Source organism: Paraglaciecola sp. G1-13 (genome assembly GCF_055809255.1).
Map to the genome: position 1 here is coordinate 664,726 of NZ_CM147903.1, position 13,422 is coordinate 678,147.

Annotated in this window: 13 protein-coding genes; 5 read left to right on the plus strand and 8 right to left on the minus strand. The window is 47.2% G+C overall.

Translation table 11 applies throughout. The features are described 5' to 3' along the window. Positions 1-56 precede the first annotated feature (56 nt). Genes zwf through AC0L6N_RS02740 form a run of 5 tightly spaced genes read left to right on the plus strand, consistent with a single transcriptional unit; the run spans position 57 to position 5,683 of the window. The gene (gene zwf, locus AC0L6N_RS02720; protein ID WP_011573854.1) at positions 57-1,547 is read left to right on the plus strand and encodes a glucose-6-phosphate dehydrogenase; all 1,491 of its coding nucleotides are present in this window, start codon (positions 57-59) and stop codon (positions 1,545-1,547) included. A gap of 1 nt (position 1,548) precedes the next feature. Next, on the plus strand, positions 1,549-2,241 hold the full coding sequence (gene pgl, locus AC0L6N_RS02725; protein WP_473478673.1) for a 6-phosphogluconolactonase: 693 nt from the start codon (positions 1,549-1,551) through the stop codon (positions 2,239-2,241). A 9-nt stretch (positions 2,242-2,250) separates the two neighbouring features. Beyond that, on the plus strand, positions 2,251-4,074 hold the full coding sequence (edd, locus tag AC0L6N_RS02730) for a phosphogluconate dehydratase (RefSeq protein WP_011573856.1): 1,824 nt from the start codon (positions 2,251-2,253) through the stop codon (positions 4,072-4,074). Between the two features lie 2 nt (positions 4,075-4,076). Further along, entirely contained in the window at positions 4,077-5,030 is a 954-nt protein-coding gene (locus tag AC0L6N_RS02735) for a glucokinase (protein WP_473478676.1), read from the plus strand. Positions 5,031-5,035: 5 nt separating this feature from the next. After that, a complete protein-coding gene (locus AC0L6N_RS02740; RefSeq protein WP_473478679.1) occupies positions 5,036-5,683 on the plus strand; it encodes a bifunctional 4-hydroxy-2-oxoglutarate aldolase/2-dehydro-3-deoxy-phosphogluconate aldolase in 648 nt (215 codons plus the stop codon). Between the two features lie 70 nt (positions 5,684-5,753). Here the strand turns inward: AC0L6N_RS02740 and AC0L6N_RS02745 are convergent, their stop codons facing one another. From AC0L6N_RS02745 to argC, 8 genes are all read right to left on the minus strand, one after another. Then, on the minus strand, positions 5,754-6,161 hold the full coding sequence (locus AC0L6N_RS02745; protein WP_011573858.1) for a YkgJ family cysteine cluster protein: 408 nt from the start codon (positions 6,159-6,161) through the stop codon (positions 5,754-5,756). A 65-nt stretch (positions 6,162-6,226) separates the two neighbouring features. Beyond that, a complete protein-coding gene (locus AC0L6N_RS02750) occupies positions 6,227-6,577 on the minus strand; it encodes a HopJ type III effector protein (RefSeq protein ID WP_473478682.1) in 351 nt (116 codons plus the stop codon). Between the two features lie 77 nt (positions 6,578-6,654). Then, positions 6,655-7,965, minus strand: coding sequence for an amino-acid N-acetyltransferase (argA, locus tag AC0L6N_RS02755; protein WP_011573860.1), 1,311 nt, complete (start codon positions 7,963-7,965; stop codon positions 6,655-6,657). A 23-nt stretch (positions 7,966-7,988) separates the two neighbouring features. Beyond that, a complete protein-coding gene (gene argH / locus AC0L6N_RS02760; RefSeq protein ID WP_473478684.1) occupies positions 7,989-9,365 on the minus strand; it encodes an argininosuccinate lyase in 1,377 nt (458 codons plus the stop codon). Next, on the minus strand, positions 9,365-10,603 hold the full coding sequence (locus AC0L6N_RS02765; protein WP_011573862.1) for an argininosuccinate synthase: 1,239 nt from the start codon (positions 10,601-10,603) through the stop codon (positions 9,365-9,367). Before AC0L6N_RS02765 ends, argH begins: the two co-directional genes overlap by 1 nt. 35 nt (positions 10,604-10,638) lie before the next feature. Next, on the minus strand, positions 10,639-11,556 hold the full coding sequence (locus AC0L6N_RS02770) for an ornithine carbamoyltransferase (RefSeq protein WP_473478686.1): 918 nt from the start codon (positions 11,554-11,556) through the stop codon (positions 10,639-10,641). A 9-nt stretch (positions 11,557-11,565) separates the two neighbouring features. Next, positions 11,566-12,339 (minus strand): acetylglutamate kinase, encoded by a 774-nt coding sequence (gene argB, locus AC0L6N_RS02775; RefSeq protein ID WP_011573864.1) that lies wholly within the window; start codon positions 12,337-12,339, stop codon positions 11,566-11,568. Next, positions 12,336-13,364, minus strand: a complete 1,029-nt coding sequence (argC, locus tag AC0L6N_RS02780) for an N-acetyl-gamma-glutamyl-phosphate reductase (RefSeq protein ID WP_473478689.1) — start codon at positions 13,362-13,364, stop codon at positions 12,336-12,338. The genes argB and argC overlap by 4 nt, the downstream gene beginning before the upstream one ends. Positions 13,365-13,422: the final 58 nt, after the last annotated feature.

Here is a 13,422-nt window from a genome sequence, read left to right on the forward strand (position 1 = left end):
GTTATTATTAGCCCAATTCCAATCACGCAGTTTTATTAATTAGCAGGTTAAACACAATGACGTTAGATAATTCATCCGCCCCGTGCGACTTTGTTCTATTTGGTACTAAAGGTGACTTAGCTCGCCGCAAATTACTTCCGTCGCTTTACCAGTTAGAGAAAGCAGAACTCATGCACGCTGAAACATCGATTTTAGGGGTAGCCCGAGACGACATCAGCTTGCAAGACTACGTAGCACTTGTAAAAGAAAATATTGAACAGTTTAGTGGCGAGACCCTTTGTGATGAAACATGGGAGCGTTTCTCCGCTAAATTAGATTATGTGTGCGTTGATATGAAAAACGCAGAAAGTTACAGCGTCTTCGGTGAGCATGTTGATGCCTCACGCACCATGGTCTGCTACTTCGCTACGCCTCCTTCTATCTTCGGTGATATTTGCCGTGGCCTTAAAGCGGCAAACGTTATCGATAAAAGCATGCGCGTCGTTCTCGAAAAGCCGATTGGCCACGATTTAGCGTCCTCTAAGGTGATTAACGATCAGGTCGCTGAGTTCTTCGATGAGTCACAAATTTACCGTATCGATCACTACCTAGGTAAAGAAACGGTTTTAAACCTGATTGCGCTGCGTTTTGCGAACTCTATTTTCGCGACCAATTGGGATCACAACAGTATCGATCATGTACAGATCAGTGTGGCTGAATCGGTGGGGATTGAAGGGCGTTGGGGATATTTCGACACCGCTGGACAAATGCGCGACATGGTGCAAAACCACTTGTTGCAAATTTTGACATTGATTGCCATGGAACCGCCAACAACCTTGGATGCTGACAGTATTCGCGGTGAAAAATTAAAAGTCTTAAAAGCGTTACGTCCCATCAACTCAACCAATATCAATCAGAAAAGTGTTCGTGGACAGTATATTGGTGGTTTTGTGAAGGGCAAAGAAGTGCCTGGTTATCTGGACGAACCGGATGCAAACCCACGTAGTGAAACAGAAACTTTTGTAGCGCTAAATGTGGACATTGATAACTGGCGTTGGGCCGGTGTGCCGTTCTATTTACGCACGGGTAAACGCCTGCCGAACAAAACCAGTGAAGTGGTTATTTATTTTAAACGCCAGCCTCATAACTTATTTGAAGACAGTTTCGCACAATTGCCGCCGAACAAGCTCACCATTCGCTTGCAGCCGGATGAAGGCGTTGAAGTCACAGTCATGAACAAAGTTCCTGGTTTGACAGGGACTAGCGGTATGGATTTGCAGAAATCACGTTTGAACTTGAGTTTCTCTGAGGCGTTCCAAGATGATCGTATCGCTGATGCCTACGAAAAATTACTGCTTGAAGTGATGCTGGGTAATCAAGCCTTGTTCGTTAGCCGTGATGAAGTGGAATTTGCTTGGAAGTGGGTTGACGGCATTATTGATGCTTGGAAACACACCAATGAGCCGCCTGAGCCTTATCAAGCCGGTACGTGGGGACCAGTGGCGTCAATTGCTCTACTCGCCCGTGAAAACCGAGCATGGTACGAAAGCAGAATAGGAAAGAAATAATATGTCACTAACTGAAAATAACTTTCAATCAACTGATGAACTTAATTCTACATTCGCGCAGCGTATCGTCGATATTTTGAAAGATGGCATCAGTGAGAATGGCCGAGCGAGCTTGGTTGTTTCTGGTGGACGAACACCTAAAGCGTTGTTCAACTCGTTATCAAAAGTGGAACTCGACTGGAACAAAGTAGACATCAGCTTAGCCGATGAGCGCTGGGTAGAAACAGACGATGACGCCAGCAATGAAAAAATGGTGCGTCGAGAGTTACTGCAAAACAACGCAGCAGCTGCCAATTTTGTTGGCCTTAAAACCGAGCACGAAGATGCTAAAGATGCGGTTGAAACCTGCACTGCAAATCTTGCCAAATTACATACTCCTTTCGATGTATTGATCCTGGGCATGGGGGAAGACGGGCATACTGCTTCTTTGTTCCCATGTTCAGATCAGATCCACCAAGGTTTAGACCAGGGCGCGCGTCGTACGTACATTGCTGTACAACCTACGACCGCACCGAACCAACGCATGTCGTTGACCTTACCCGCGCTGTTAAACAGTAAAAATGTATTTTTGCATTTAACAGGGGACAGTAAAAAACAGGTACTGGACAAAGCGATAAAAGGTGGCGATGAGCACGAAATGCCCATTCGCGCGGTGATAAATAACGCCGATGTCGAATTAATGTGGGCTCCCTAGGAGAAAAATATGAATTCTATTATTCAAGAAGTCACCCAACGCATCATTGAGCGCAGCCAAGGCTCGCGCAAGGCGTATTTAGACAAAATTGAAAAAGCCCGTTTACAGGGGCCACATCGTGGCACGTTGTCGTGTGGTAACTTGGCGCACGGTTTTGCAGCATGTGGTGCTGAAGACAAGGCCGACTTGCGTAGCATGACAAAGTCGAACATTGCGATTATTTCATCGTACAACGACATGTTATCTGCACATCAGCCTTACCACGATTATCCAGAAATTCTTAAGAAGGCCATTCAGCAAGTGGGCAGCGTGGCGCAATTTGCCGGTGGCGTACCTGCAATGTGTGATGGCGTTACCCAAGGTAACGCTGGTATGGATTTAAGCCTAATGAGCCGAGACGTGATTGCCATGTCAACGGCGGTGGCATTGTCGCATAACATGTTTGACGGCACATTGATGCTCGGCATATGTGACAAAATCGTGCCCGGATTATTGATCGGTGGATTAAGCTTCGGTCATCTACCGACCATTTTTGTCCCTGCTGGCCCTATGCCATCAGGTATTCCAAATAAAGAGAAAGCCCGAGTGCGTCAAATGTACGCTGAGGGCAAAGTGGGCCGTGAAGAATTGCTTGAGGCTGAGTCTCAGTCTTATCACTCTGCGGGCACTTGTACTTTTTACGGTACGGCTAACAGTAATCAATTGGTGGTTGAGACCATGGGCTTGCATTTACCTGGCTCATCGTTCGTTAACCCAGGCACGCCATTGCGTGAAGCCTTAACCGATGCAGCTGCACGTCAAGTGACGCGCATCACTGACCTAGGTGAAGATTACCGCCCAATCGGTCACATTGTTGATGCGAAAGCTATCGTTAATGGTTTAGTTGCGTTACTAGCCACTGGCGGCTCAACTAACCACACTATGCACTTGGTTGCCGTTGCTAAAGCCGCTGGCTATACCATTAACTGGGATGACTTCTCTGATATTTCAGATGCTGTTCCTTTGCTTACCCGCATTTATCCCAATGGCTCTGCTGATATTAACCACTTCACTGCTGCTGGCGGTATGGCGTTATTGTTCAGAGAATTATTGAATGCAGGCTTGCTACACAACGACGTGAAAACTATCTGTGGCGATGGCCTTGAGCGTTATACCCAAGAGCCAATGCTTGAAAATGGTGAACTGGTTTGGCGAGATGGCCCAACTGAGTCATTCGATAAAGAAGTGGTTGCCAGTGTTGAAAAGCCATTTAAGCCAGACGGCGGTTTATCGGTATTAACCGGTAACCTAGGTCGTGCGGTAATGAAAACGTCAGCTCTGCGTGAGCCTCATTGCAAAATCAAAGCCCCTGCAGTTGTATTTGAAGATCAATTCGAACTAGCAGCGGCGTTTAAAGCCGGTGATTTAGACAAAGATTGCATCGTGGTCGTGCGCTTCCAGGGGCCTTCAGCTATTGGTATGCCAGAGCTTCACAGTCTTACGCCTCCTCTTGGTGTACTGCAAGACAAAGGTTACAAAGTTGCTTTAGTGACTGACGGTCGTATGTCAGGTGCTTCGGGCAAAGTGCCAGCGGCGATTCACTTAACACCTGAAGCGGTAAAAGGTGGCTTAATCGCTAAGGTAAACAGCGGCGATATCATCGAATTGGATACAGAGACTGGCCACATGACACTGCACGTAGATGAAGCTGAATTGTCCGCTCGAGAAGCGAAAGTGACTGACGTTGCCTCTCATCAGGTGGGTATGGGCCGCGAAATGTTTGCCGGTATGCGCTCAACGTTAACGGGTGCCGAGCAAGGTGCTTGTTCTCTTTTCGTCGGACAGGATGATTAATCGTGACAACTAATTTTGTTGCGGATATTGGTGGCACTAATATTCGTTTGGCGCAGGTCGTTAACGGACAAATCGCTGACATTCGCAAATACTTGTGTGCTGATTTTGCCACTTTGAATGACGCAATAAAACAGTATTTTTCAGAGTTTCCCGCAACCCAATTCGCTGCTGGTTGTTTGGCCATTGCCTGTCCTGTTGAAGGTGACCACGTCAAAATGACCAATCACTACTGGGCTTTTTCGATTAAAGAAGTGCAGGGGGATTTGGGTTTGAGTTGGTTGGGCGTGATCAATGATTTCACCTCAGTGGCCCATTCTTTGCCTTTGCTAGGCGACGACCAAAAAGTGCAAATTGGGCAAGGGGCAGCGATACCCGGTGCCAATATAGCCGTTTTTGGACCTGGTACTGGCCTAGGTGTGGAACACCTAACTTGTACCGATGGCAAATGGAAAGCGCTTGATGGGGAAGGTGGACACGTTGATTTTTCAGCTGTCGATGAAAATGACATTGCGATTCTGCGCTTTTTGACCAAAAAGCTAGGCCACGCCTCAGCAGAAGAAGTGATGTCAGGACGAGGGATTGTTCATATTTATGAGGGGTTGGCTGCGGCCAGAAATGTGCCGTCAGAGTATAGCGACGCAGCAGATATAACCTCTAGAGCAATTGATAACAGTTGTTCACTGTGCCGTGAAACACTAGAACAGTTCTGTCGCATTATGGGAAGTTTCGCTGGCAACTTAGCCCTTAACTTATGTACACGCGGTGGTGTTTATATCGGTGGCGGGATCGCCTCTCGATTTGTTGAGTTTATTCAACAAAGTGAATTTCGCGCACGCTTTGAAGCAAAAGGCCGGTTTCGTCATTACGTAGCTGGCATACCTACATACATTATTACCGAGCCCGATCATGGTTTGATTGGTGCCATGGCATACCTACAACAGCATTATAAAGGTTAACTACAATGACAAAAAATTGGAAAGTTTCGTCTCAAGATGTATTCAGTCAAGGACCAGTGGTTCCTGTATTGGTGATCAAAGATGTAAAGCATGCGGTCCCTCTTGCTAAAGCATTAATTGCTGGCGGTATTCGTGTATTGGAAGTGACATTGCGCACAGAAGCAGCACTGGACGTAATCAAAGCTATCGCGACTGAAGTGCCAGATGCCATCATAGGTGCAGGTACGGTAACGAATGCTAAGCAATTAGCTGAAGTTGAAGCGGCGGGTGCTATGTTCGCAATAAGCCCTGGCATGACATCTGATTTATTGGATGCAGGTAATAGAGGCGGTATCGCGCTCATTCCTGGTATCTCTTCTATTTCTGAATTAATGCGCGGAATTGACTTCGGTTATACCCACTTTAAATTCTTCCCAGCTGAAGCCTCAGGTGGCGTTAAAGCCATTAAAGCGATCGGTGGACCATTCCCTGACATCGCGTTTTGCCCAACAGGTGGCATAAGCCCAACTAATTACCTTGAGTATTTATCATTGCCTAACGTGCGTTGTGCAGGCGGCTCTTGGTTAGCACCTGACGATGCTGTTGAAGCGGGTGATTGGGATCGTATTACTGAGCTGGCTAAACAAGCCGTTGCTGGCGCAGCCGGTATTTAATTCATCGTTTAGATGATTAAGAAGGCCACGAAAGTGGTCTTTTTTGTGTCTGCCGGTTTGCCCCTGAGGATTATTTATCAAATGCTGGGCGGCTGTCTTTCATCAATATATCGAGCTCTCGCTGAGCCTTTACTGGATCATCCAAGTCGTTATCTTCCAGCATTTCACATTCGTCGTTGATCATTTGTTTTACGGTGACTGGGTAATACCGACAATCATCAGGACGATCGAAATAGATATCGCAAGTATAAATATCTTTGCTGTTCTCAATGGTTTTGTCTGCTGGCACGACGCGTAAGAAGGGGCAATGGTTCAGCAACTTGCCCGTGTCTGGGCTAGCCCAAATCAAGCCTTTTTTAACGTACTGAGCGATATCCGGTCGAAACAGCTCCCACATATCGATTTCGCTGTCGGTGACAGACAAGCCGCCATCACCGTATTGGGTGCAACACTTTCCGCACTGGGTACACTCCTTCATGCTCGCTTAACCGCTATTTGATGATGAATGGGGGAAACAAACAATCTTAGCAAGCTTTATGATACTTATGCTGTTAATGGAGACAGTGCAGCGGACTCGAATTTAATTCCCTGCCAACCTGTATTCATAAAATTTCTGATATTACCGTGATCGTTGGCGTCAGGGTGCTGCAATACATCGTTACGGTAAAAGGTACCAAATAAGTGCAATGTTTCAGTTTCCGTTAATTGATTGAGTTGCGCAAAGTAAAAAATCTTGCATGAACCTTCATTGCTGCCTTTTTCATTGACCACGTCACCATTGGTGAACGCGGTTGCTGTGTATCGGTAGTGTTGTTGGATCGCATTAATCACTTGGCTGAACTCTACACTTTGTGGTTGGGTACGCACTTGGGTGATCAGATCTTGAATGGTCATATTAGTCCTAAATAAAATGAGAAATAGAAAAGCAGCTTCGAAGGAAGCTGCTTGTGTGGATACATGTTTTGCGTGGATTACAGCGTTAACACAAAGACTTTTGAGTTACGCTGAAAATTGTATAGTTGTTTCTTTTTAGCGGGTAAATCATCGAGTGTGGCTCGCACGAAGCCTTGTTCCTGAAACCAGTGAGAGGTCACTGTAGTCAAGCAAAATATCGAGGTTAACCCCTGTAACTTTGCTTGTTCACAGATGGCGCTTAAAAGGCGCTCACCACGATTCCCACCACGGTAATCAGTATGCGTTGCTACGCACGCTAGCTCGCCGCATTGCTCCTCTAAATAAGGGTACAGCGCCGCACAGGCTATGGTCATGCCGTCACGTTCAATGATGGTGAATTGTTCGATTTCACGCTCTAATATTTCACGGGAGCGCTTCACCAAAATACCTTTCTCTTCCAGCGGGTTGATGAGGTTTAAAATACCGCCCACATCTTCAATGGTCGCCGTACGTATCTGCTCGTAATAGCTTTGCGAAATAAGCGAGCCTGCGCCATCTCGAGTGAAAAGCTCTTGCAATAGCGCGCCGTCTTGACCGTAACTAACACAATGGCAACGGCTGACGCCTGACTCCAGACTGTCGATAATCGTTTGAATGCTGTGCTTTTCTTGCTGTAAATGTGCTTGCTCTAGCATAGGGTACAAAGAGTTGAGCTGAATATTGCGCAGCAAACGCCCTGTTTCATCTACAAGGCCATCTTTTTCCGTAAAGATAATCAGCTTGTCAGCATTCAACGCTTTAACTGCGTTAGTCGCTACATCTTCGTGGCTCAAGTTAAATACTTCACCCGTGGGGGAGTAGCCCATAGGTGGCAGTAGTACAATTGAGCCATCGTCAAGATGGTCATTTATGCCCGTTACATCAACCCGACGTACCAAACCAGTATGCTCGAAGTCCACGCCGTTACGCACGCCGATAGGCATAGCCACCACTAAATTACCGGAGCACACACGAATTTGCGCGCCGTGCATAGGTGAATTAGCCAAGCCCATGGTGAGCAAGGCTTCAATTTGTGAGCGCACAGAGCCCGCAGCATCCTTCACGCACTCAAGGGTTTGCTTGTCGGTGATCCGCACGTCTTCTGAAAAACGCGGTTCTACTTTACGCCAGACGGCACGTTGATCAATTTGCGGTCGCGCGCCGTGTACCAGTATCAAGCGTACACCTAAGCTGTTAAGCAAGGCGATATCCTGAATAATGTTGGCAAAGTTTGCATCTTCAACTGCTTCACCACCAAACATCAATACGAAGGTTTTACCCCTGTGCGCATTGATGTAAGGCGCCGAATTGCGAAATAGCTTTACGCTGTCGTTGTGTGAAAGTACCACGTGTTTTCCTTACACTTACATCGCTATTTTTTGAACGATGCTTTAGCATTAGCCAGCGCTTCGAGTACAGGCTTAATGCCCGTTCCACCCAAGATGTCGCGCTTGTTGACCAAATATTCAAGTTGTAGAACAGGGTAGACATCCTCTTCGATAACGTCTGAATACACTTTAAGTTCAGCGATTGTGAGCTCTTCAATGGCCTTTTTCTTTTCGAGGGCATCCAGCACGACTCGGCCAGAAATATCGTGGGCGGTTCTAAACGGAATCCCCTTATCGACGAGGTAATCAGCAAGCTCAGTCGCATTAGCATAACCCTCACGGGCGGCTTTCGCGCAGCGCTCGCTATCAAGTTTGATGCTATCAACCACTTCACAAGCGATGCGTAAACAGATATGCCATTGATTCGTCGCGTCGAACAAGCCTTCTTTGTCCTCTTGCATATCTTTGTTATACGCAAGGGGCAGACCTTTCATGGTCACAAGCAAGGCTTGTAAGCTACCGAACACTCGCCCACATTTACCGCGCATCAGCTCTAATGCATCAGGGTTTTTCTTCTGAGGCATCAAGGATGAACCAGAAGTAACCGCGTCACCTAACTGTATAAAACCTGCCTCGCCTGAGTTGTAGAAGATTAAATCCTCCGCCATACGCGACAAGTGCATCATGCTGGTACTGGCGACAAAAAGAAGCTCTAGCACGTAATCACGATCAGATACCGCATCAAGGCTGTTGACGCACGGGCTGTCAAAACCAAGCTCTTCGGCAATCGCTTGACGGTCGATAGGGTAGGTTGTGCCAGCAAGTGCACCGCTACCTAAAGGACACTGATTCAAACGGGCTTTTAAGTCATGCAGACGACTCAAATCGCGTTTTAGCATTTCAACATAGGCCAAGCACCAGTGCGGGTAGCGCACCGGTTGAGCACGCTGCAAGTGGGTGTAGCCAGGTAAAATAACGTCTTGATTGACATCCGCGTTACCCACTAATGACGCAATAACCGCTTCAACATCTTCAACCAGTAAATCAACGTGTTCACGGGTCCATAAACGAAAATCCGTGGCAACTTGGTCGTTACGGCTGCGGCCAGTGTGTAATTTGCGCGCCACATCGCCGAGTTGCTCGATTAAGGTTGCTTCTACAAAGCTGTGAATATCTTCTTCACTGCTGGCGTCAAAATCGAGCTCACCGGCATCCGCTTTTACCAACAAGGCTTTAAGGGCTTCTTCAAGCTGTTGGTGCTCGTCTTGGTTCAGTACGCCCGCTTTTGCAATGGCACGTGCCCATGCTATTGAGCCGCGAATATCTTGGCTCGCCAACACTCTGTCGAATGGCAGTGAATCGTTAACAGTGCGAAACATCGCACTGCTGCCATCTTGAAAACGTCCGCCCCACAAGCTCATTATTCGATACCTGTGTTTTTGAACGGAATGCCTTCTTTGTTTAGCGCGCTGATGCGGCTAGACAAGCTATAAAGACGGATGAAACCTTCTGCATGACTTTGGTCGTATACGTCATCCGCACCAAAGGTAGCGAAATCTTCAGAGTACAAGCTGTTTGGTGAACGGCGCTGCGTTACCGTTGCTTGGCCTTTGTACAGTTTAACGACTATGTCGCCCGTTACTTTGTCAGCAAAGCTTGCTGCACCGGCGAGCAGTGCATCGTTTAGGGGGGTGAACCAACGGCCGTCATACATGACATGTGAGAACTCTAAACCGATTTGCTCACGGTACTTAAGCGCAGCTTTGTCTAACACTAGGCTTTCAAGGGCTTTGTAAGCCGCAAGCATAACTGTTCCGCCTGGGGTTTCATAACAACCACGTGACTTCATGCCCACTAAACGGTTTTCTACGATATCGATACGCCCCACGCCGTGTGCACCAGCAAGCTCGTTCAATTTAACCAAGCATTGGTAAGGGCTAAGGGCTTCACCGTTTACTTTTACCATGCGGCCATGTTCGAAGCTGACTTCAACACGCTCAGGTGTATTCGGCGCATCTTCAGGAGAAACGGTCATGGTCCATACTTCTTTGGTTGGCTCGCACCAAGGATCTTCAAGCTCACCGCCTTCGTGTGAGATATGCCATGCGTTTGCATCACGGCTGTAGATTTTGGTGGCTGACGCTGTGGTTTTAATGTCACGCTCGGCCAAATAAGCCAATAAATCTTCACGTGATACCATGTCCCACTCACGCCAAGGAGCAATAACGGTTAGCTCAGGTGCGAGTGCAGCAAAGGTGCCTTCGAAACGTACTTGGTCATTACCTTTACCTGTACAACCGTGGCAAAGTGCATCTGCGCCTACTTTACGGGCGATTTCAACTTGTGCTTTGGCGATAATAGGGCGCGCCATTGATGTACCAAGTAAGTACTGACCTTCATATACTGCGCCTGTAGTAATAGTGGGGTAGATGTAGTCAGATACAAATTCGTCTTTTAAGTCCACGATATAGCATTCGCTGGCGCCGGTTTTGATGGCTTTTTCACGTAGACCTTCTAGTTCCTCGTCCCCTTGACCTACATCAGCTGCGAACGCGATAACTTCACAGTCATAGTTCTCCTTTAACCAAGGAATGATGGCTGATGTATCCAAACCACCTGAATAGGCTAATACTACTTTTTTGATGTTTTTCTTGCTCATTGTCTGTACCTAAAAATTAAAAGTGTTAAATGGGGTTAAGCTGCGCCGCCAAGAAGGTGCACTAAAATGGCATTCTGGGCGTGCATTCTGTTTTCTGCTTGCTGCATCAAAATAGATTGCTCTGAATCAATTAAGGTGCCGCTAATTTCTAAGTCGCGATGGGCAGGTTGGCAGTGCATAACGTATTGAGCACCGGTTGATTGCATCATCGCTTCATCGATTTTGTATTTGCCAAACGCTTGCTTGATGGTCTCAAGCGGGGTGTCATCGCCCATCGAAATCCATGTGTCAGTATAAAGTGCATGAGCACCGTTAGCCGCTTCTACGTCGTGACTGATAACTAATTTGCCACCATTTTGCTCGGCTTTTTGCTGAGCAAGCGTGACAATAGCAGGGTCTACTTCATAGCCAGGAGGGGTAACGACAACCACCTCGCAACCTAACGTCACGCCCACAATCATCAAAGAGTGAGTGACGTTATTACCATCACCGATATACGCTAGTTTAACTTTGCTCAAATCGCCAAGACGTTCGGTTAAGGTTAAGTAGTCGGCCATGGCTTGGCACGGGTGGTACATATCACACAGTGCGTTGATAACAGGTACTTTGGCCGAACTGGCTAATTCTTCTAAGGTTGAGTGCGCAAAAACCCGTGCAACAATAGCGTCAGCCCAACAGGCAAGGTTGTTACCCATGTCTTTGACGTCTTCACGGCCTGCTAATTTATTTGACTGGCTGTCTAAATAAACAAGGTGCCCGCCTAGTTTGTTGATACCTATATCAAAGCTCACTCGGGTGCGCAGTGACGGTTTCTCAAATAAGGCAACAATTGATTTACCTGCCAAGGCTTGGCGGTAGTCAGCTGGATTATTCTTAATGGTGACGGCCAGTTGCAAGAGTGCATTGAGGTCTTTAGCAGACCAATCAGTGAACGACAGTAGATCCTTTTTCATGGAGGTACCTTAAATATTTGGGATTATGGTAGTGCCAACGGGTTCACCCGCCAGCAATCCTAAGAGTTGCTCTGGTGTTTGCCAACTGGCAATCGTGATGGGGCGTTGCAAGCTCGTTGCTGCATCGAGTGCGGCATCCACTTTTACTTGCATCCCATCTATGATCACGCCTGATTCGACTAATTCGGCAATGCCTTTAGCCGTAAGTTGATTAATCAGGTTTTTATTGTGATCGAGCACACCAGGCACATTCGATAGCAACAACAAGTCAGCATTTAACAGCTGAGCAATAACCGTTGCCGCTTGATCAGCATTTACATTGAGTAAATTGCCTTTTTCATCGGCACCTATGGAGCTGATAATCGGCAGGATATTCGCCTCGAGCAATAAATTCAACATAGTCGGTGAATTTGCTTTCGCTACGCCCACTGCACCAAGGGCAGGATCTAGCACAGAGCAGCTTGTCATAGCGCCATCAGCCAAGCATAACCCGACTGGTGTGGTGTTAGCGCGAATGGCAAAAGCACAAAGTTGCTTATTGGCAGTCCCCGCCAAAGCGCCCGTAATATAAGGCATATGCTCAGGTGGCGTGACGCGTAAACCATTCACTTTAGTACTGGTAAATTGCAGAGCTTGCAACAACTGCTCAACCATAGGACCGCCGCCATGCACGAGTACGACTGGGCGACTTTGCTGAAGTTGCTTAATAACCGTGAGCAATTGTAACGCTTCGGCGGTGGCTTGCATGAAAGCGCCACCGACCTTTATGACTAACGGGTTCATGCTGACACCTCGTGCACTAAGCCAAGTTGTGATGCGAACCCAAAGCGAAGGTTGGCACATTGTACCGCTTGAGAGGCCGCGCCTTTCAGTAGGTTATCGATGGCACTGGTCACAACCAAGTAACCTTTTTGGGTATCAAGCTTCCAGAATAAATCGCAGTGGGGTGTGCCTACAACATCATCCAACTTGGGCCAAGTATCGCGAATACGCACGATGGGGTGGTTCTGATAGGCATGACTGAATGCGTTTGCAACGGCATCTGCGTCTACATCAGCGTTTACTTTGACGGTAATGGTCGCCAAAATTCCCCGTTTGAAATTACCCAGATGAGGAGTGAATATAACTTCACGACCTAAGTAGGCGCTGATCTCAGGTTGATGACGATGACCTAGTACACCATAAGCTTGCAGGCTAACTTCGCAGAAACTACTGCCCATGGCCGCTTTACGACCAGCACCAGACACACCAGACACAGCATTAATAATAGGTAAATGACCATCAGCGATTAAGCCCGCTTCGTGTAAGGGCTTTAATGCACTCAGCGACGCTGTTGGGTAGCAACCTGGTACGGCAATAATATCAGCGCTTTTAATATCCTCTGCAAACCAATCGGCGAGACCGTAGACGGCTTGCTTTAAGCTGGCCGCTTGCTCATGAGCAAAACCATAGTAGTCCGCAAAAACCTGTTGATCTTTGAGTCTAAACGCCCCTGATAAGTCAAACACTTTGGCTTTGCCCGATGATAATACTGGCATCCAATCATGACTTGCCTCATGGGGGGTCGCTAGAAAAATCACGTCCATTTCGTTTGCAAGCGAATGCAAAACGTCGTCGGTTAACGGGATCAGTGGCAAATTGATTTGCCCGAATAGATAACCGTGTACGTCTCCGAGCTTTTTATCAGCATCTTGGCTTTTGGCTGATACATATAAGGCGTTTAATTCAAAGCGTGGGTGGCGATGAATTAAAGAGGCTAATTCGGCACCGGTATATCCACTGGCGCCGACAATACAAGTTTTGATCATAAAACGTATATCTCTAATAGTCGTGTGACTTAATGTTACTAAATGAAGGTGACAAAAA